This is a genomic window from Nocardia sp. NPDC127526, assembly GCF_042672265.1.
Lineage (GTDB): Bacteria > Actinomycetota > Actinomycetes > Mycobacteriales > Mycobacteriaceae > Nocardia.
In genome coordinates this window covers 32,348-51,110 of the sequence record NZ_JBHXVO010000008.1, presented here as the reverse complement: position 1 = coordinate 51,110, position 18,763 = coordinate 32,348, and the positions used below count along the sequence as shown (strand labels likewise).

Sequence of the window (18,763 nt, the reverse complement as noted above, 5' to 3'; positions counted from 1 at the left end):
AACGACCGGACCCGCATTCCACCGTATGGCGAAATGCGGGTCCGGAGGCTCGATTCGGCAGGGCCGCTCAGTTCGAGATGCCCGGGGTGCGATGCAGGTAGGTGTCGCTGCCGAGCTGTTCGAGCAGAAAGGCGGCGATATCGGCGCGCGAGATCTTCAGCGTGAGATCCTTGGCGTCCGGCCCGAAATCGCGCTTGTAGGCATCGGTGCGCGGACCGTCGGTGAAGGCGCTGGGCCGCACGATGGTCCAATCCAGATTGCTGGTGCGCACATAGCCCTCCTGGGTGTTGTGGTCGGCCATGGCCTTGCGCAGCAGCATCCCGAACAGCACGTACTTCCACAGGAAGTTCAGGTTGCCGTGGCTGTCGCCCGCGCCCAGGGTGGACTGCACGATCAGCCGCTTCACGCCCTGCCGTTCCATGGCGTCGATGACGGTGCGGGTACCGGCGGCCCGGACCACGCCCTTGCGGCCGTCGCCGAGGGTGACGATGCAGGCGTCCTGCCCGGCCACCGCGCGGTCCACCGCGATCGGATCGGTGACATCGCCCGCGATGACGTGCAGCCGCTCATGGGATTCGGTCATATTGGCCGGATTCCGGGTGAGTGCGGTGACCTCGTGGCCCGCCGCGAGGGCCTGCCGCACGACCTGACGGCCGATGGTCCCGGTGGCTCCGAAGATGGCGATTCGCATTGTCTTTCTCCTTGCTGATGTTCGGTGAATTTCGTTGTTCCGAAGGTGAATTCAGTACATCAGCGGGAGATGCCGGGAACCATCGTCGTGAGTCTCGCGGACATGCGGCAAGGTCTCAGCCATATCGCACACGACGGAACGGATCATTCCGTTCAAGTGCTATGCTGGAGTCATGCCGAACCCCGCCGAAGCCACAGCCCCGCGCCCCCTGCCCGGCCGCAAGGCGCAGGCCGCCCGCAATGACGAACTGATCCTCGCCGCCGCGCGCGAGGTCTTCCTCGCCGATCCGAAGGCGCCCATCTCCGCGGTGGCCGAACGCGCCGGCGTCGGCATCAGCGCGCTGTACCGGCGCTATGCCGGCAAGGAAGAACTGCTGCGCACCCTCTGCTACGACGGCCTGCGCCGCTACAACGCCGAAGCCGAAGCCGCCCTGGAGAATCCGGACGACTGGCAGGTGCTGGTGGAGTTCCTGGTGCGGGTGGTGGACGCCGACGTCCACTCGCTGACCGTGCATCTGGCGGGCACCTTCACCCCCGATGATTCGATCCTGCCGGAGGTGCTGCGCGCCGGGGAACTGAGCGAGTCGATCATTGCCCGCGCCCATCGATCCGGCCGCCTGCGGGCCAGTTTCACCGCGCAGGACCTGGGCCTGCTGCTGGAGGCCTGCGCCGCCCTGACCTTGCCGGACGCGGCCCGGACCGCGCAATTGCGCCGCCGCGTGCTGGCCCTGCTCATCGACGGCCTCGCCACCCCCGGGGAGCTGCCGGGCCCTCCGCCGGCCCCGGACGAATTCGCGCATCGATGGCAACCGCGCGGCCAGTGATGAATTTCGCCGAGTCCGACCGTCTCTGCTCAGGGGGAACCACGTCTCCGGAAGGAAGCGCTATGAACTGGACGCTCGAGGTCGTGATCGTGCCGGTGTCGGATGTCGATCGCGCCAAGGATTTCTACAGTGGGCCACTGGGATTCCACGTCGATTTCGACTCGGAATTCGGCGAGGGCAGGCGCGTGGTGCAGCTGACGCCGCCCGGATCCGGCTGCTCGATCCAGATCGGCACGCAGGGCGCGGTCCCGGACATGGCGCCGGGGAGCGTGAAGGGCCTGCAACTGGTGGTGCCGGACATCGAGAAGGCCCGCGCCGAACTCCTCGAACGCGGGCTCGAAGTAGGCGAGGTGCAGGTGCTCGGAAAGAATCCGCGCCCCACACCGCACCCACTGGACAATGTCGGGTTCCTGTTCTTCGAGGATCCGGACGGCAATGCCTGGGGTGTGCAGCAGATTTCCTCGCGGGCCTGAAAAACACCGCACCCCAGTCATTCCGGCATGCTTTTGGCCGGTATCCACCGCAGCGGGTGGATCCCGGCCAAGAAGCGCGCCGGGATGACGAGGTGGGTCAGGAGACGACGGGCAGGTAGACCTTGCCGCCCGCCTCCGCGAACTCCTCCGACTTCGCGGCCATCCCGGCCTCGATGGCCTCCACATCGGTGAGGCCCTGCTTCTCGGCGTAATCGCGCACGTCCTGCGAGATGCGCATGGAGCAGAACTTCGGGCCGCACATGGAGCAGAAGTGCGCCGTCTTGGCCGGCTCCGCCGGGAGGGTCTCGTCGTGGTACTCGCGCGCGGTGTCGGGATCCAGCGACAGGTTGAACTGGTCGTTCCAGCGGAATTCGAAGCGCGCCTTGGACAGCGCGTCGTCGCGCGCCTGCGCGCCCGGATGCCCCTTGGCCAGATCGGCGGAGTGCGCGGCGATCTTGTAGGTGATGACGCCGACCTTCACGTCATCGCGGTTGGGCAGGCCCAGGTGCTCCTTGGGCGTGACGTAGCAGAGCATGGCCGTGCCCGCCTGGGCGATGATGGCCGCGCCGATGGCCGAGGTGATGTGGTCGTAGGCGGGCGCGATATCGGTCGCGAGGGGGCCGAGGGTGTAGAAGGGGGCCTCCTCGCAGAGCTCCTCCTCCAGCCGCACGTTCTCCACGATCTTGTGCATGGGCACGTGGCCCGGACCCTCGATCATCACCTGCACGCCATGCGATTTGGCGATCTTGGTGAGCTCGCCCAGGGTGCGCAGCTCGGCGAACTGGGCCTCGTCATTGGCGTCGGCGATGGAACCCGGCCGCAGGCCGTCACCGAGGGAGAAGGTGATGTCGTACTTCGCCAGGATCTCGCACAGCTCGGCGAAATTGGTGTACAGGAACGATTCCTGATGATGCGCCAGACACCAGGCCGCCATGATGGACCCGCCGCGCGAGACGATGCCGGTGACGCGCTTGGCGGTCAGCGGCACGTAGCGCAGCAGCACGCCCGCGTGCACGGTCATGTAGTCGACGCCCTGCTCGGCCTGCTCGATCACGGTGTCGCGGTAGATCTCCCAGGTCAGCTTGGTGGGATCGCCGTTCACCTTTTCGAGGGCCTGGTAGATCGGCACGGTGCCGACCGGGACCGGCGAGTTCCGCAGGATCCACTCGCGGGTCTCGTGAATGTTCTTGCCGGTGGACAGGTCCATGATGGTGTCCGCGCCCCAGCGGGTCGCCCACACCATCTTCTCCACCTCCTCCGCGATGGAGGAGCTCACCGCCGAGTTGCCGATATTGGCGTTGATCTTCACCGCGAACTTCTTGCCGATGATCATCGGCTCGGATTCGGGATGGTTGTGGTTGGCCGGAATGACCGCGCGCCCGGCGGCCACCTCATCGCGCACCAGCTCCGGCGCGACGCCCTCGCGCGCGGCGATATAGCGCATCTCGTGGGTGATGATGCCCTGCCGCGCCCAGGCCAGCTGGGTGCGCGGGCCCGGCACCTCCGGCTTGGCCCACGAGTCGCGCAGCTTGGGCAGCCCGCCCTCCAGATCGATGACCGCGCTGTCGTCGGTGTACGGCCCGGAGGTGTCGTACACGTCGAAGTGCTCGCCATTGGTGAGGTTGATGCGCCGCACCGGAATCCGCAGCGTCGTGCCCTCGGCCTCGACCTGCTCGTAGTGCTTGACGCTGCCCTGGATGGGGCCGGTTGTCACGGTGTCGACCGGAGTCCCATTGGACGCGGCACGGTTGTGTGACATGTGAATCCTCCCTACGCCGGCATTACCCGGTCAGGTTCATACGGTCGACGGCCCTGTCCGCCCGGAATGGGCTAGCCGTCCTCTCAGCCCGCTGGTGCGAGCCCCCGTTGGCGTGTGAATTTGTACGCCCGCGACCTTACCCAACGACCGCACCCCGCGACTCCTGGATGGTGATACGAACGCCCGTGCCCCCGACCGATCCGGTTTCGGTCGAGGGCACGAGTCACAGGAGAGCCAGGAGAAGGTGTCTAGCGCTCCTGCGGTCCGATCGGCCAACCCAGGGCCCCGAAGGTGGCGTTCAGGTTGATCTCGGTCATGGTGAGGATGTCGTTGATGTCCAGGAACAGCGACAGGTGGTTCTCGGTCTGGCAGCCGACCGGATCCGGCGCACCGGGAGTGAGCCGGGACTTGACCCAGTTGAAGGCGTCGCCCATGCCGAGGGTGGTGAGCGTCAGATGCTCGGACAGGTGGTCGCGCTTGTAGAGCACCGAGGAGCCGCCCGCACACCATTCCCCGACCAGCTTGTCATTGGTCGTGTACGGCACGGCCTCGTCGAAGATGCCCTGGTACACCATGACCGGCACGGTCGGCGGGTTCTTGCCGAGCACGGTGGCGTCGAACACCGCGCGGATCTCCGGCAGCGCCAGATACTCCTGGATCGGAATCGTCAGCAGCCGTTGGTAATCGGTGAACATCAGGGTGATCACATTGCGCACCAGGCACTGGCCCTCGGTGCGGTCCATGATGGCCCGGCCCTCCGGCGTCAGATAGCGCTCGGTGGTGGCCGCGAACTCCGGATAGGCATTGCGCAGCGAGGAGATGCCGATGCCGATCAGGCTGGCGAACATGGAGCCGTTCACGTGCAGCAGCGACTGCACATCCGAGACCGGCGCGCCCATGGCCGCGCCCTTGATATTCAGTTCGGGGGCATAGGTCGGCTGCATCTCCACGGCCCAGCCGGTGGCCATGCCGCCGCCGGAGTAACCCCACATGGCCACCGGCGACGCGGTGTCCAGGCCCAGCGGTTCGAAGTTCTGCGCGGCGCGAATGCTGTCAAGAATCATGTAGCCGGGTTCCTTGGCCACGGCCAGATTCCCGTTCATGCCCTCGTAGTCGGGCACGTTCACCGCGTAGCCCTGGCTGATCGAGGCCGCCAGCTCCAGGTACTCGACGGTGGAGTGAATGCCCTCCAAGGCTTGGAGCCCGGCCCCCTGCTGCAGGACATAGGACGGCGCGCAGTGCGGCGCGGTGCTGTCGTAGAAGAAGTGGTGCGATACCAGCGGGCGGCTGCGAGAAGTGTCGGCGCCCATGGGCACCGCCACCGTGGTGGCCGCCACCGTCGGCTGGTCGAACAGATCGGTGGTGCGATACAGCAACTGCCAGGCCCGGACTCGTACCGGCAGCACGGTCAGCACGGCCAGCTGCACCTCGCGGGTCTTCAGAATCTCGCCCGGCGCGGCCGCTTCGAAGCCGTCGGGCGCCTGATAGAACGAGTCCACGTTCAAGGGCCCGGGTTGCGCGGCCGCCGGCGCGGCCGCGGTCCCCGCCGCCAGCACCGCCCCCGCCGCCGCCACTGCCGTCGCGAGCGCGGCCGCGGTCCACCGCCGCCATCCCCGCCGCCGGCGATCCCCATTGATTGCCACGTCCGTTCCCTTCCTCATCGACGTGACAGCGATTACAACATGGCATCCTGTTATCAACAAGATGTCTTTCTCAAACCTGCACCGCTAAGGTCGTTGCATGACCCGCAGCAAACCAGCCGCGGCGCCAGACCGGACACCCGCGCGGCGTCGCATCCGCGGCCTCGACGCCGACGAGCGCAGCGCGCAACGCCGTCGGCAACTGCTGGCCGCCGCCACCGAACTGTTTGCCCGGCAAAGCTATTCGGGGACCTCCATCGAGCAGATCTGCCAGGCCGCCTATGTCGGCACCAAGGGCTTCTACGATCACTTCGACAGTAAGGAAGCCTGCTACACCGCATTGCTGGAACAGATCACGGCGGGCATCCAGCAACGCGTGGGAGAAGTCGCGGCGGAGACGGCCGGACTGGCATGGCCGGAGCGCAAGCGGGCGGTCATGGCGGCCTTCGTGCACGCCATCGCGGACGACCCGCGGCTGGCCAAGGTGACCTTCGGTGAGGCGGGCGGCATCTCACCGGCGGTGGAGCGGCAGCGGCGGAGCAACCGGCGCTGGTCGGCGGCCTTCTTGAATCAGCTGTGGCCGGAACAGGTTTCGCTCGACGAACGGCAGAGCCTGGCGCTGAGCCTGGCGACCATCGGCGGCATGTTCGAACTGGTCGCGGATTGGCTGCACCATCACGACGACGGTGGCGCCCCCGATGTGGTCGAGACGCTGGTCGAGGATCTGACGCGGTTCGTCACCGTCGTCGAGATGGGCAGGCGGGCGCTGGAATAGCTCAGTTGGCCTTGCCGTCGGCGGACGCGGTGGCCGAGCCCGTGGTGAGCAGCTCGATGAGCACCTTCGCCAGCGGCGAGGAGCAGGTCGGCGGCTGTGCGGAGGTGCAACCACCCGCGGAGCCCGGATCCGACGAGCCCGAGGAGCCGACGATCGGGCTCACCGGCGCGGCGCCGGCGACCGCCGGCTGGGCCGGGAACAGCAGGGCACCGGCCAGGACGACACCGGCCATACGCTTCTTCATGAAATCCCTCTTCTATTCGTACAATCCGGCTGTATCAGCCGGACCGAACGGTACCGAGTGAACGCTCCGCTGCGAAGACCTCGGTTCCGAGGTCGCCCGGCTCCTCCTCCAGTCCGATCCGCTTGTGCAGGGCGGCAAGGGGTTTCGGGGCCCACCAATTGCCGGTGCTCATCAGGCGCATGAGGGCGGGGGCCAGCAGGCCGCGAATGACCGTCGCATCGGCGATGACCGCCAGGGCCAGGCCGATGCCGAACAGCTTCATGGCGGCCACCGCGGAGGTCGCGACGGCGAGCAGCACCACCGCCATCAAACCCGCTGCGGCCGTGAAGATCCGGCCGGTGCGCGCCACGCCCAGCGCCACCGAGGTGGTGTTGGCCGCCTTGCTGCGATCCGAGGCCAGCCACTCCTCCCGGATCCGGGACAGCAGGAACACCTCGTAGTCCATGGACATGCCGAAGGCCAGGCAGAACATGAGGATCGGCATGAACAGGTCGATGCTGCCGGTCGAGGTGAAACCGAGCAGGCCGGACAGGTGGCCCTCCTGGAACACCCAGATCATGGCGCCGAAGGTGGCCGTCAGCGACAGGATGTTCAGCAGCAGCGCCTTCACCGGCAGCACCACGCTGCCGGTGAACAGGAACAGCAGGATGAGGGTGATGACGGCAATGAGCGCACCCGCCACGGGAAGTCGCTCGATGACCGAATCCATGGTGTCCTCGTTGAGCGCCGCCGCGCCGCCGAAGAGCGTCTCGCCCGGCGCGGGCACCGCCCGCAGGGCCGCCAGCTGCTGTTCGCCCGCTTCGGAGCCGGGCGCGGCCTTGGCGCCCACCGACAGGTACGCGCCCTCGGACCCGGTCATCTCCGGAATGCCCGCCGCCATCTTGACGCCGTTCACGTAGACGCCGTCGCTGGAGAGCACCGCGGGCACGTCCGGCACCTTCGACAGCGCCGCCGCGTAGGCGCCGAGTTCATTGGGCGCGCCGTGGAATCCGGGCAGCACCACGACCGCGCTATTGGCCATATCGGCATTGAAGTCCTCGCGCAGGGCGTCGCCGACCTGACGGCTGGAGGCGAAATCGCCGATCACCCGATCGTCCGGGCTGGCGAAATGCGCGGACAGGAACGGGGTTCCCAGCGCCAGCAGCGCCGCACCGGCCACAATCGCGACCGGCAGCGCGCGGCGCATGACCACGGTCACCAGGCGATACCAGAAGCTCTGCTCCACCGGCTTCGGCGTCGGCTCACCGCGACCGAACAAGCGGCGCAGCGGTTTCCGCAGATCCCAGGCGTTCACCCGATCGCCCAGCAGGATCAGCGCCGCGGGCAGCAGCAGGATCGACGCGCCCACGGCCGCCGCCACCACCGCCACACCGGCGAAGGCGAACGATTTGAAGAACGGCTGCGGGAACACCGCCAGCGCGGCGAGGGCCAGCGCCACGGTGAGGCCGGAGAACACCACGGTGCGGCCCGCGGTCTGCACCGAGCGCAGGATGGCGGCGCGGGTATCGCGGCCCGCGGCCAGCTCCTCGCGGTAGCGGCTGACAATGAAGAGGCTGTAGTCGATGGCCAGGGCGAGACCCAGGGCGCTGGTCATGTTCAGCGCGAAGATGGACACGTCCATGACGGTGGTGAGCAGGCGCAGGATGCCCAGCGTCGCCGCGATGGCGAAGAATCCGACGCCCAGCGGCAGCGCGGCCGCGACCACGCTCCCGAACACCAGCACCAGCAGGATGCCGGAGATCGGCACCGCTATGGCCTCGGCCAGGATGAGGTCCTTCTCGACCTGGTGATTGATATCGGCGAAGGTGCCGGCCATGCCGCCCACCCGCACCTGCACGCCGTCGCGGTCGCCATTGAGTTCGGCGCTCAGGACATTGGCCCGGTTCTGCACCTCGGTATCGGTGCCGGTGATGGTGGCCAGGATGAGACCGCGCTGACTGTCCTTGCTGCGCAGTGCCGTCGCGAGATCGGACCGCACGGTCACGGTGTTCCAATACGACCGGACGCCGGTCACACTCGGGTCGGCGGTGAGCAGGCCGGTGATGCGCTCGGCCTCGGTGCGCGCCGCCGGGCCGTTCACCCCGCCGTCCGGGGCGGTCAGCAGGACCACCAGATTCGGATTGCCGCCCGGGAAGTTGTCCTCGATGAAGTCGTTGGCCTGCACGGCCTCCAGCTCATCGGTCAGGTAGCCGCCGCCCACCATGTGGGATTTGGCCGTGGCTCCGAAGCCACCGCAGATGATCATCAGCAACAGCGCGGTCACCAGAACAGCGCGCGGACGCGTCATGGCGAACCGGGCAAGAGTGGTCAACATCGACGCGCACCTCCGAAGGTCCCTTGACTTCGGAACGGTAGCGTTCCCGAACCAGTGCAGGTACCGGCCAGTGACCATGCTCATGATCATGTAAATCAGCTATCGGTCAGCTGATCGCGCACCGGCCGGTGCGCCCGCAATCACCCGGTAATACGGCCCCGGACCTCGCCCAGCGTCAGCCGCCCGCCCCCGGCCGCCGGCGCCGAGGCGGTGATCATCACCTCGTCGCCGTCCTCGAGGAAGGTGCGCTTGTCGCCGCCGATATCGATCGGTTCGGTGCCGCCCCAGCTCATTTCCATGAAGGACCCGCGCTCGTGCCGCTCCGGACCGGAGATGGTGCCGGAGGCGAACAGATCACCGGTGCGGGTGGACGCGCCATTGGCGGTCAGGTGCGCCAGCATCTGCGCGGGGGACCAGTACATGCGGCCGTACGGGGGAGTGGAGATCCGGTGGCCGTTCCACTCCACGCTCAGCTCGATATCCAGCCCCCACGGCGCATTGTCACGCAGATAGGGCAATGGTTCGGGCTGCTGCTCCGGCAGCGGAATCCTGGCCTCGGCCAGGGCTTCCAGCGGTGTCACCCACGCCGACAGCGTGGTGGCGAAGGACTTGCCGAGGAACGGGCCCAGCGGCTGCGCCTCCCAGCCCTGGATATCGCGCGCCGACCAGTCGTTCACCAGCGCCACGCCGAAGACGTGCTCGGCGAACTCACCGGTGCCGATGGGGCTGCCCAGCGGTGAACCGGCGCCGACCAGGAAGCCCAGCTCCGCCTCGATGTCCAGGCGGCGGCTGGGGCCGAAATCCGGTGCGCCGGACTCGGTCCGGCGCTGACCGTGCGGGCGGGCGATCTCCGTGCCGGACACCACCACCGTGCCCGCGCGGCCGTGATACCCCACCGGCAGATGCCGCCAGTTCGGCAGCAGCGCGTCACCGTCGGGCCGGAAGATGCGGCCCATGGCGGTGGCGTGATCGATGCTGGCGTAGAAATCGACGTAATCGGCGATCTCCACCGGCAGATCCAGGGTCACCGCCGCGACCGAATGCACCGCGGCGGCGGGCAATTCCGAATCCGCCGCCGTGCGCACCCGCTCGCGCACCTCCCGCCAGCACTGCGGGCCCTGGGTCATGAAGGCGTTCAGGCTGGGCTGGGCGAACATCGGATCATCCAGGGCCACCGCCAGATCGATGATCGAATCCCCCAGCCGCGCACCCACCCGCGGCTGCCCGCCGCGCGGGCGGAACACGCAATAGGGCAGATGCGCGGGACCGAATCCGGAACCGTCCGGGACCTCGATCCGCACCCGGCTGCTCATATCCACCCCACGCCTCTCCTCCGCACCCATACTCTCCACTACTCGGGCCCCTGCCCCGACCAGGTCCACGCATAACCGGGATCCTCACAGGCCAGCGCGCCCTCGCCGAGCTGCAACGGATGGAACGTATCAACCATGACCGCCAGTTCGTCGAAGAATTCGATACCGATACTGCGCTCATAGGCCCCCGGCTGCGGGCCGTGCGCGTACCCGCCCGGGTGCACCGACACCGAACCCTGCCCGATGCCGGATCCCTTGCGCGCCTCATAGTTTCCGCCGCAATAGAACATGATCTCGTCGGAATCCACATTGGAGTGGTAGTAGGGCACCGGGATCGACAGCGGGTGATAGTCCACCTTGCGCGGCACGAAATTGCAGATCACGAAGTTCTGGCCCTCGAAGGCCTGATGCACCGGCGGCGGCTGGTGCACGCGCCCGGTGATCGGCTCGAAATCGGCGATATCGAAGGCGAACGGGTACAGGCAGCCGTCCCAGCCGACCACGTCGAAGGGGTGCGTGGCGTAAACCATGCTGGTGCCGACGATCTCACCGGCGGGGCGATGCTTGACCAGCACCTCCACCTGCTCGCCCTCGGCCAGCAGCGGCTCGGCGGGGCCGTGCAGATCGCGCTCGCAGTAGGGCGCGTGCTCCAGCAGCTGCCCGTACTTGGACAGGTAGCGCTTGGGCGGGGTGATATGCCCCGAGCCCTCGATGATGTAGGCGCGCAACGGTTCCGGGCCGTCCGGAATCCAGCGGTGGGTGGTGGCGCGCGGCAGCAGCACCTGATGGCCCTGTCGCACACCGAGGGCGCCGAAGACCGTTTCCACCATGCCGCTGCCGGATTCGATGTACACCAGCTCGTCGCCGATGGCATTGCGGTACAAGGGCGATGCCTGCAGCGCCGCCACATAGGAGATGCGCACATCGGCATTGCCGAGCAGCAGCCGCCGCCCGTTCACCACGTCGCTCTCGGTGGGCTTGTCGCCCAGGAACAGCTCGTGCAGCTTCAAATGCCGGTGCCGCAGTGGATGATTCGGATACAGCCGCTGTTCCGGCAGCACCCACACCGAGGAATCCACGATGGCGGGCGGCAGTGCGCGGTGATACAGCAGCGAGGAGTCCCCCGAGAACCCCTCTTCTCCCATCAGCTCCTCGTAGTAGAGCTGTCCTTGCTCATTGCGGTGCTGGGTATGCCGCTTTGGTGGCACGGACCCAACTTGTCGATAAAACGTCATCGCAGGCCTCTCGCGGGATAAGGATGGTCCCGGGGCCCATGGTAATCATCAAGTTGCCGAGAAGACGGCGGTTTTGCTGAGCAGATCGCACGTCAGGCGTGCCGCAGCGCCCGATACACCGCCGCGCCCACGAATTCGCCCAGGGTGTCGGGGGTCCAGTCGCCCGGATCGTTGAGCAGCGTGCGGACCGCGCCCTCGCCCGCCGAAACCCACAGTTCGACCAGAACCGGCAGTTTGCGCTCGGCATCCTCGGTGCCCCAGGCGCGCAGGGTCGGGCGCAGGCGACGGGTGCAGCGTTCCACCGCCAGTTCGCGCCCCCGCCCGAACGACTTCGCCACGGCGGGATCGGGATTCCCGTACAGCAGCCGCCACGAGTCCGGGCGCGCGGTGGCGGTGTGCAGCAGTGCGCGGAAGCCCTCCACGAAGACCGCCTCATCGGCCTCGACCCGCCGCCGCGGCAGCGCCTCCAGAATCCCGGTGATCATGAAGGCCTCTTCGCGCTGGATCAGCGCATCGATGAGCTCCACCCGATCGGCGAAGCAGGCGTACACGACCGGCCGCGTCACCTTCATCCGATCCGCGACGGCCGCGATGGTGACCGCGGCGATCCCGTCCTCGGCGGCAATGGTGAGCGCGGTGTCGAGCACCTGCGGACGGCGGCGTTCCGGCCCGAGGTGCCGCGCGCGCTGGCGGGGTCGTACAGCCGAATCGGAAGCCATGGGCACCGACGATAGCAGCGCGGACGGAAGCCGGAACAGCAGGTCCGGGGCGGTTGCAAGATCATTTCCTACATTCGCGAACAAAAATGCTACATTCACGAAGGAAATGCTCCGGCGCACTGCCCGCCCGGCCCGAGGAAGACGAGATGACCGAGACCCTCTTCAATCCGAAGACCTGTGAATTCGCCGAGTTCGACGCCGAGACCCGTCGCCTGCTGCGCGCCACCGTCAACTGGTTCGAATCCCGCGGCAAGCAACGCCTGCTGGCCGATGCCCGCGACCGGATCTGGTACTCGGAATTCCTCGACTTCGTGAAGAGCGAGCGGGTCTTCGCCACCTTCCTGACACCGGCGGCCGAGGCCAATGGCGATCCGAACAAGCGCTGGGACACCGCGCGCATCGCCATGATGAGCAAGATCCTGGGCTTTTATGGGATGCAGTACTGGTACGTATGGCAGGTCACCATTCTCGGGTTGGGCCCGATCTGGCAGAGCCCCAATGCCGAGGCCAAGGCGCGGGCGGCGGCGCTGCTGGATTCCGGCGAGATCTTCGCCTTCGGTCTCTCCGAGCAGGCGCACGGCGCGGACGTCTACTCCACCGACATGGTTCTCGAACCGAATTCATCACAAGCCAGAGGTGGGGCACGCGGCGGCTTCATCGCCACCGGCGGCAAGTACTACATCGGCAATGGCAATGCGGCCGCCATGGTCTCGGTCTTCGGCCGCCGCGCCGACAAGCCGATCATCGACAGCTCCGACTTCCTGCGGAAGATGGCCGAGGAGGAGTACTCCGGCTACCTGTTCTTCGCCGCCGACTCCCGGCACAAGAACTACAAGCTGCGCAAGAACGTCATCGACTCCCAGATGTACGTCGCCGCTTTCGATCTCGACAATTATCCGGTCGCGGCCGCCGATATCCTGCACACCGGTCGCGCCGCCTTCGACGCCGCCATGAATACCGTGAACGTCGGCAAGTTCAACCTCGGCTTCGGCGCCATCGGCGCCTGCGAGCACGCCATGTACGAATCGGTCACCCACGCCGAGAATCGAAAGCTGTTCGGGCACCGCGTGACCGAGTTCCCGCAGGTGAAATCGCTGCTGGTGGACTGCTATGCGCGACTGCTGGCCATGAAGCTCTACAGCGAGCGGGCCATCGACTACATGCGCTCGGCCGACGAAAACGACCGGCGCTACCTGCTTTTCAACGCCATCGAGAAGATGTCGGTCACCCGCAACGGCCAGCAGCTGTTCGAGGACCTCGCCGATGTGATCGCCGCGCGCGGATTCGAGAACGACACCTACTTCGCCATGGCGCTGCCGCCCATGTTCGGCCTGCCGCGCCTGGAGGGCACGGTGCACGTGAACATGGCGCTGTCGCTGAAGTTCATGCCCAACTACATGTTCCATCCGTCCTACGCCGGATTGGCCGCGCTGCGCTACCTGCCCGGCGCGGGTGTCGCACCGAAGCCGGCCGTGCGCGCCGTCTCCGACGCGCTGAGCTGGACCAGCCGCCGCGCCGCCAAACCCGCCAGCCGGGCAGTGCCCAAGCTGAAGAGTGAATTCGCCAGTGCCGCATACGCTCCGGTGCCGGTGCGCCGCGACAGCGCCGATGACGAATTCCTGTTCCGCCAAGGTCCCAGCAGTGGCCTCGGGCGGATTCGCTTCGAGGATTGGCGGCCGGTATTCGAGCGGTTCGCGCACATCCCGAATGTGGCGGTCTTCCTGGAGCAGGCGCAGGCACTGCAAACGTTGCTCGCCGTCGCCACCCCGACCGCCGAGCAGCAGCGCGATGTCGACTTCCTCTTCGGCATCGGCGAACTGTTCACGGTGATCCCCTTCGCCCAGCTCATCCTCGAACAAGCCGAGATCGAGGGCGTCGATGCCCCGGTGCTGGACCAGATCTTCGACCTGTTCGTCCGCGAGGTCTCCAGCCACGCGGTCACCCTGCACGGCAAGCCGTCCGCCTCCAAGGCGCAGCAGACCCGCGCGCTCGATCTGATCCGCCGTCCGGTCGCCGACGCGGCTCGCTTCGAACGCGTGTTGACGCAGGTCAGGGGCCTGGCCGGGGCTTACGCCATGAATGACTGACAAATGCTACATTCGTGAATGAATAGGTGAAACCGTACGAAACACCTATGCCATCGACACTGCAAAGGAGCAGCCCGATGACGACCGCGTCCGCGCGTCCCCAGTTCGACGCACCCGCACGCACCATCCGCCAGATCGACTACGGCTTCTTCGGGCCGGACTCGCCCACCTGGAAGGTCTGGACCTCACCCACCGCACTCATCGGCTTCCAGCGCGCGGTGGTCCTCGAGCACTTCGATCCCGCGCTCACCGCCGCCGTCGCCGACGTCGGCGGGATCTACACCGATCCGCGCGGCCGGCTCGACCACACCTTCGCCTACTTCCTCATCGCGGCCGTCGCCGACAGCCGCATGGCCATCGAGGCGTCCGAGCACCTGATGCAGGTGCACGCCAAGGCCACCGGCATCGAGCCGATCAGCGGAAAGCGCTACAGCGCCAACAACCCCGACTCCCAGCTGTGGATCCACGTCACCGGCTGGCACTCGGTCCTCAAGTGCTACGAAATGTACGGCCCGGGCCCGCTGACCCCCGCCGAGGAGAAGCAGTACTGGGCCGAATGCGTCATCGCCGCCGAACTCCAGACCTGCAAACCCGCCGACGTCCCCACCTCCCGCACCGAAGTCCGCGAATACTTCGCCCGGATGCGCCCCAAACTCTCCTCCTCCGAGCGCGCCCACCGCGGCATGCACTACCTCCTGTTCACCCCCAGGGAGAAGGGCCCCCGCCTCTGGGCCGGCAGCCGCCTCGTCGCCCCCGCCGCCATCGCCACCCTCCCCAAATGGATGCGCGAAACCGGCGGCTTCGACCAACCCGCCCTCCTCGACGCCGCCTACCGCCCCGCCATGCGAATCGCCATGGCCACCATGAAAAGCGACCGCCGCCTGGCCCTCGTAGCCCGAAACGCCATCGGCCCCATGACCGGCCGCCTCCTGCGCGAACACCTCGACGCCGGAATCCCGGACAACCCGGTGACGGTCACGCCCCAACAGGCCCGCGAACGCTACGGCCGCGCCGCCCGACCCAGCGCCTGAGAAAGAGGCTGGGCCCGCCCCCCGCTCCCGTCGTTGGGGGTTCGGGGGCGAAGCCCCCGAGAGCCACGAGAGTTGTGCCCCTGCACTCGGAATTCCGCTGTTTGCGCTGCGAGGGCACATAAACCCTGCGCGTGACCGGGGGCACTTCCGCCTACGGTTGCGTAGCCGGACAAGCGTACGGCAGCCTTCAGTTTGATCACCACAACTTCGGCTAGGAGGCCAGTCCGTGTCCCATTACAAGGCGAACCTGCGTGACATCGAGTTCAACTTGTTCGAAGTACTGGGAATCGACGCGCTGCTCGATCAGGGCGCCTACGGCGATCTCGACTCCGAGACCGCACGTGACATGCTCACCGAGGCGCTGCGCCTCGCCGAGGGACCGATCGCCGCCTCGTTCATCGAAGGCGACCGCACCCCCGTGGAATTCGACCCGGCCACCCACAGCATCAGCGTCCCGCCGCTGCTGAAGAAGACCGTCGCCGCGGTCAACGAGGCCGGCTACTCCGGCCTCGGCATGCCCGAGGAAATGGGCGGCGTCTCCGCCCCCAACGCCCTCATCTGGGCCATCCAGGAAATGATCGTGGCCGCCAACAACTCGGCCTCCTTCTTCAATATGGGCCCGCTCATGCACAAGGTGCTCTTCGAGCAGGGCACCGACGAGCAGAAGCGCTGGGCCGCGCACGCCTGGGAGAACCGCTGGGGCGGCACCATGGTGCTCACCGAGCCCGACGCCGGCTCCGATGTCGGCATGGGCCGCACCAAGGCCACCCAGCAGCCCAATGGCGACTGGCACATCGACGGCGTGAAGCGCTTCATCTCCGGCGGCGATGTCGGCGACACCGCCGACAACATCATCCACCTGGTGCTGGCCCGCCCCGAGGGCGCGGGACCGGGCACCAAGGGCCTGTCGCTGTTCGCCGTGCCGAAGTACCTGTTCGATCCCGAGACCATGGCCATCGGCGAGCGCAACGGCGCCTACGTGACCGGCGTCGAGCACAAGATGGGCATCAAGTCCTCGCCCACCTGTGAGATCACCTTCGGCGGCGAGAAGCCGGCCATCGGCTACCTGGTCGGCGAGGTGCACAATGGCATCGCGCAGATGTTCCGGGTCATCGAGAACGCGCGAATGATGGTGGGCACCAAGGCCGCCGGCGCGCTGTCCACCGGCTACCTGAACGCCCTGGAATACGCCAAGCAGCGCGTGCAGGGCGCGGACCTGACCCAGATGACCGACAAGACCGCCCCGCGCGTCACCATCACCCACCACCCGGACGTGCGCCGCTCGCTGGCGCAGCAGAAGGCGTACTCGGAAGGTCTGCGCGCGCTGTACATGTACTGCGCGGCCTACCAGAACGCCGATGTGGCCGCGGCCAACTTCGGGGTGGACGCCGAGCTGGCCGAGCGGGTCAACGATCTGCTGCTGCCGATCGTCAAGGGCTGCGGCTCGGATCGCGCGTACGAGAACCTGACCGAATCGCTACAGACCCTGGGTGGTTCGGGCTACCTGCAGGACTACCCGATCGAGCAGTACATCCGCGACTGCAAGATCGACTCGCTGTACGAGGGCACCACCGCCATCCAGGCGCAGGACTTCTTCTTCCGCAAGATCATTCGCGACAAGGGCGTGGCGCTCGGGCATGTCGCCGGGCTCATCAACACCTTCGTGGAGAGCGGTCCGGACGCCTTCAAGGTGGAGCGGGGGCTGCTCGGCACCGCCCTGGCCGATGTGCAGGCCATGGCCGCCGCGCTCACCGGGTACCTGATGGCCGCGCAGCAGAATGCGGAGGAGATCTACAAGGTCGGGCTGGGGTCGGTTCGATTCCTGTACGCCGTGGGCGATCTCGTCATCTCCTGGCGACTGCTGGAGCAGGCCGTCATCGCCCAGAATGCGCTGGACGCGGGCGCGGCGGAGAAGGACAAGAACTTCTACACCGGCAAGGTCGCGGTGGCCTCGTGGTTCGCCAAGAACAAGTTGCCGCTCATCACCGGTGTGCGCGCCGTGGTGGAGAACATCGACAACGACATCATGAAGCTGGAGGAGGCCGCGTTCTGACGCGGAACTGACACGACTTCAGCGCGTGTCCCGCCCGGCGTGTTGCGGCACGTCCGGGGGGACACGCGCTTTTCGGGGTTGACCTGCTGTGTTGTGTCGGCAGTTGCGGGTACAACTACCGCATGGTCTTCCCGGTGACTTTCGGCTGGATCCAGGTCTTATTGGTGGTGCTGGCCGTCGCGGCGGTGGCACTGCTGGTGACCGCGATCTTCAAAGCGCGCAAGGTGGGATTCAAGGTGCTCGCCGGGCGCGGCGCGGGCGCTATCTCGCTGATTCTGGTGGCGGTCGTGATCCTCTGGGTCACCACGCTGTTGCAGACCTTCCTCGGACTCACCGGGGAGGTGAAGGCGGCGCATATCGTGGCGACTCCCGTTGCGGGACAAGAGCACATGATGGATGTGGAGCTCACCCTGTTCGGGGACAAGGAGCACGACGAACAGCATCTGAAGTATCAGATCCAGGGCGATATGTGGGTGTTGCAGGCCAATATCGTCGAACTGGAACCATGGGTGAACGCGCTCGGCTTCAACTCCGGCTACAAGATCACCAGGATTTACGGCCAGCGGCTGGACGGCGTAGCCACCACCCAGAACCACATCTTCCTCAATGGCGGGGACGGGGAGTTCTTCGACGATATGAAGAAGGAAACCTGGTTCACCAAACCGTTCGTGCGCTCGGCCTACGGCAATGCGGTCATCGCCACGCCGGGGACATACGACGTGTTCATATCGCGCGACGCCATAAAAACCAGGCCCGTTTGACGGGCAGGCGGGGGATCAGTCGGCGAGCTCCGCGACGACGGGCGCATGATCGCTGGCGCCCTTGCCCTTTCGCTCCTCCCGGTCCACGTTCGCATCGGTGACGCGGGCCGCGAGGGCGGGGGAGCCGAGAATGAAATCGATGCGCATGCCTTCCTTACGCGGGAAGCGCAGCTGGGTGTAGTCCCAGTAGGTGTAGACGCCCGGGCCGGGATGGAACGGCCGCATCACATCGGAGAATCCCGCCGCATTGATGAAATCGAAGGCGGCGCGCTCCTTGTCGGAGGTGTGTGTCTTGCCCTTGAAGAATTCCGGGGACCACACGTCCACGTCGGTGGGTGCGATGTTCCAGTCGCCCACCAGTGCGATCTGCGCGTGCGGATCCGCGGTCAGCCATTCGCTGCCCGCATTGCGCAGGGCGGCAAGCCATTCCAGCTTGTAGGTGTAGTGCGGATCATCCAGCGCGCGGCCATTGGGCACATACAGGCTCCACACCCGCACGCCGCCGCAGGTCGCGCCCAAGGCCCGTGCCTCCACGACGGGGGTGCTCAGCAGTGCCGCACCGGCGTCCTTGTCGAAGCCGGGCTGGTGGGGGAAGGCGACGTCGACGTTCTCCAGGCCCACGCGTGAGGCGATGGCCACGCCGTTCCACTGGCTGTGGCCGACGTGGGCGACCTCGTAGCCGGCGGCTTCGAAGGCTTCGAAGGGGAACTGCTCGTCCTTGCACTTGGTTTCCTGCATGGCCAGCACGTCGATATCGGATCGGTCCAGCCAGGAGATCACCCGATCCAGCCGGGAGCGAATCGAATTCACGTTCCAGGTCGCGAGCCGCACGGTAAACCTTTCGG

The 18,763-nt window shown here is 66.9% G+C and carries 16 protein-coding genes and 1 riboswitch; of the genes, 7 read left to right on the top strand and 9 right to left on the bottom strand.

What is annotated here, in order from left to right; all coding sequences use genetic code 11:
- Positions 1 to 67 precede the first annotated feature (67 nt).
- Complete coding sequence (locus ACFVIV_RS16430; RefSeq protein ID WP_379196979.1) at positions 68 to 691, bottom strand: NAD(P)-dependent oxidoreductase; 624 nt, start codon at positions 689 to 691, stop codon at positions 68 to 70.
- Positions 692 to 863: 172 nt separating this feature from the next.
- Between ACFVIV_RS16430 and ACFVIV_RS16425 the strand changes: the two genes are divergently transcribed.
- A complete protein-coding gene (locus tag ACFVIV_RS16425) occupies positions 864 to 1,514 on the top strand; it encodes a TetR/AcrR family transcriptional regulator (protein WP_379196977.1) in 651 nt (216 codons plus the stop codon).
- Positions 1,515 to 1,576: 62 nt separating this feature from the next.
- Positions 1,577 to 1,987 (top strand): VOC family protein, encoded by a 411-nt coding sequence (locus ACFVIV_RS16420; protein WP_379196975.1) that lies wholly within the window; start codon positions 1,577 to 1,579, stop codon positions 1,985 to 1,987.
- 97 nt (positions 1,988 to 2,084) lie between these two features.
- On the opposite strand, the gene thiC is transcribed toward ACFVIV_RS16420, so the two are convergent.
- On the bottom strand, positions 2,085 to 3,746 hold the full coding sequence (gene thiC / locus ACFVIV_RS16415; protein ID WP_379196973.1) for a phosphomethylpyrimidine synthase ThiC: 1,662 nt from the start codon (positions 3,744 to 3,746) through the stop codon (positions 2,085 to 2,087).
- A riboswitch (TPP riboswitch) is annotated at positions 3,738 to 3,864 on the bottom strand. It overlaps the preceding gene by 9 nt.
- Positions 3,865 to 3,994: 130 nt before the next feature.
- Positions 3,995 to 5,389, bottom strand: a complete 1,395-nt coding sequence (locus ACFVIV_RS16410; RefSeq protein ID WP_379196971.1) for a lipase family protein — start codon at positions 5,387 to 5,389, stop codon at positions 3,995 to 3,997.
- A gap of 97 nt (positions 5,390 to 5,486) precedes the next feature.
- Between ACFVIV_RS16410 and ACFVIV_RS16405 the strand changes: the two genes are divergently transcribed.
- Positions 5,487 to 6,161, top strand: coding sequence for a TetR/AcrR family transcriptional regulator (locus ACFVIV_RS16405; protein ID WP_379196969.1), 675 nt, complete (start codon positions 5,487 to 5,489; stop codon positions 6,159 to 6,161).
- Between the two features lies 1 nt (position 6,162).
- Here the strand turns inward: ACFVIV_RS16405 and ACFVIV_RS16400 are convergent, their stop codons facing one another.
- From ACFVIV_RS16400 to ACFVIV_RS16380, 5 genes are all read right to left on the bottom strand, one after another.
- On the bottom strand, positions 6,163 to 6,405 hold the full coding sequence (locus tag ACFVIV_RS16400; RefSeq protein WP_379196967.1) for a hypothetical protein: 243 nt from the start codon (positions 6,403 to 6,405) through the stop codon (positions 6,163 to 6,165).
- Positions 6,406 to 6,439: 34 nt separating this feature from the next.
- Positions 6,440 to 8,719 (bottom strand): MMPL family transporter, encoded by a 2,280-nt coding sequence (locus tag ACFVIV_RS16395; protein WP_379196965.1) that lies wholly within the window; start codon positions 8,717 to 8,719, stop codon positions 6,440 to 6,442.
- Positions 8,720 to 8,859: 140 nt separating this feature from the next.
- The gene (gene fahA / locus ACFVIV_RS16390; RefSeq protein WP_379197427.1) at positions 8,860 to 10,032 is read right to left on the bottom strand and encodes a fumarylacetoacetase; all 1,173 of its coding nucleotides are present in this window, start codon (positions 10,030 to 10,032) and stop codon (positions 8,860 to 8,862) included.
- A 38-nt stretch (positions 10,033 to 10,070) separates the two neighbouring features.
- Positions 10,071 to 11,267 carry a homogentisate 1,2-dioxygenase gene (locus ACFVIV_RS16385; RefSeq protein ID WP_379196963.1) on the bottom strand — a complete coding sequence of 399 codons (1,197 nt, stop codon included), beginning with the start codon at positions 11,265 to 11,267 and terminating at the stop codon, positions 10,071 to 10,073.
- 92 nt (positions 11,268 to 11,359) lie between these two features.
- Entirely contained in the window at positions 11,360 to 11,986 is a 627-nt protein-coding gene (locus tag ACFVIV_RS16380) for a TetR/AcrR family transcriptional regulator (protein WP_379196961.1), read from the bottom strand.
- 146 nt (positions 11,987 to 12,132) lie between these two features.
- Here ACFVIV_RS16380 and ACFVIV_RS16375 point away from each other — a divergent pair, with 146 nt between their 5' ends.
- The 4 genes from ACFVIV_RS16375 to ACFVIV_RS16360 all read left to right on the top strand — a co-directional run bounded on the left by ACFVIV_RS16375 (position 12,133) and on the right by ACFVIV_RS16360 (position 17,918).
- The gene (locus tag ACFVIV_RS16375; RefSeq protein WP_379196959.1) at positions 12,133 to 14,073 is read left to right on the top strand and encodes an acyl-CoA dehydrogenase family protein; all 1,941 of its coding nucleotides are present in this window, start codon (positions 12,133 to 12,135) and stop codon (positions 14,071 to 14,073) included.
- 77 nt (positions 14,074 to 14,150) lie between these two features.
- Positions 14,151 to 15,104: an oxygenase MpaB family protein gene (locus tag ACFVIV_RS16370; RefSeq protein ID WP_379196957.1), complete on the top strand. Its 954-nt coding sequence runs from the start codon at positions 14,151 to 14,153 to the stop codon at positions 15,102 to 15,104.
- 226 nt (positions 15,105 to 15,330) lie between these two features.
- The gene (locus ACFVIV_RS16365) at positions 15,331 to 17,157 is read left to right on the top strand and encodes an acyl-CoA dehydrogenase (RefSeq protein WP_379196955.1); all 1,827 of its coding nucleotides are present in this window, start codon (positions 15,331 to 15,333) and stop codon (positions 17,155 to 17,157) included.
- Positions 17,158 to 17,279: 122 nt separating this feature from the next.
- The gene (locus tag ACFVIV_RS16360) at positions 17,280 to 17,918 is read left to right on the top strand and encodes a hypothetical protein (RefSeq protein WP_379196953.1); all 639 of its coding nucleotides are present in this window, start codon (positions 17,280 to 17,282) and stop codon (positions 17,916 to 17,918) included.
- A gap of 15 nt (positions 17,919 to 17,933) precedes the next feature.
- Here the strand turns inward: ACFVIV_RS16360 and ACFVIV_RS16355 are convergent, their stop codons facing one another.
- Entirely contained in the window at positions 17,934 to 18,749 is an 816-nt protein-coding gene (locus ACFVIV_RS16355; RefSeq protein ID WP_379196951.1) for an exodeoxyribonuclease III, read from the bottom strand.
- Positions 18,750 to 18,763 lie beyond the last annotated feature (14 nt).

What these genes read in the sequence shown, in the direction of transcription:
- fahA (WP_379197427.1), bottom strand. Translation starts at nt 10,032, where the DNA reads ATGAGCAGCCGGGTGCGGATCGAGGTCCCGGACGGTTCCGGATTCGGT.
- ACFVIV_RS16405 (WP_379196969.1), top strand. Translation starts at nt 5,487, where the DNA reads ATGACCCGCAGCAAACCAGCCGCGGCGCCAGACCGGACACCCGCGCGG.
- ACFVIV_RS16400 (WP_379196967.1), bottom strand. Translation starts at nt 6,405, where the DNA reads ATGAAGAAGCGTATGGCCGGTGTCGTCCTGGCCGGTGCCCTGCTGTTC.
- ACFVIV_RS16430 (WP_379196979.1), bottom strand. Translation starts at nt 691, where the DNA reads ATGCGAATCGCCATCTTCGGAGCCACCGGGACCATCGGCCGTCAGGTC.
- ACFVIV_RS16375 (WP_379196959.1), top strand. Translation starts at nt 12,133, where the DNA reads ATGACCGAGACCCTCTTCAATCCGAAGACCTGTGAATTCGCCGAGTTC.
- ACFVIV_RS16420 (WP_379196975.1), top strand. Translation starts at nt 1,577, where the DNA reads ATGAACTGGACGCTCGAGGTCGTGATCGTGCCGGTGTCGGATGTCGAT.
- ACFVIV_RS16395 (WP_379196965.1), bottom strand. Translation starts at nt 8,719, where the DNA reads ATGTTGACCACTCTTGCCCGGTTCGCCATGACGCGTCCGCGCGCTGTT.
- ACFVIV_RS16425 (WP_379196977.1), top strand. Translation starts at nt 864, where the DNA reads ATGCCGAACCCCGCCGAAGCCACAGCCCCGCGCCCCCTGCCCGGCCGC.
- ACFVIV_RS16385 (WP_379196963.1), bottom strand. Translation starts at nt 11,267, where the DNA reads ATGACGTTTTATCGACAAGTTGGGTCCGTGCCACCAAAGCGGCATACC.
- thiC (WP_379196973.1), bottom strand. Translation starts at nt 3,746, where the DNA reads ATGTCACACAACCGTGCCGCGTCCAATGGGACTCCGGTCGACACCGTG.
- ACFVIV_RS16360 (WP_379196953.1), top strand. Translation starts at nt 17,280, where the DNA reads ATGGTCTTCCCGGTGACTTTCGGCTGGATCCAGGTCTTATTGGTGGTG.
- ACFVIV_RS16380 (WP_379196961.1), bottom strand. Translation starts at nt 11,986, where the DNA reads ATGGCTTCCGATTCGGCTGTACGACCCCGCCAGCGCGCGCGGCACCTC.
- ACFVIV_RS16370 (WP_379196957.1), top strand. Translation starts at nt 14,151, where the DNA reads ATGACGACCGCGTCCGCGCGTCCCCAGTTCGACGCACCCGCACGCACC.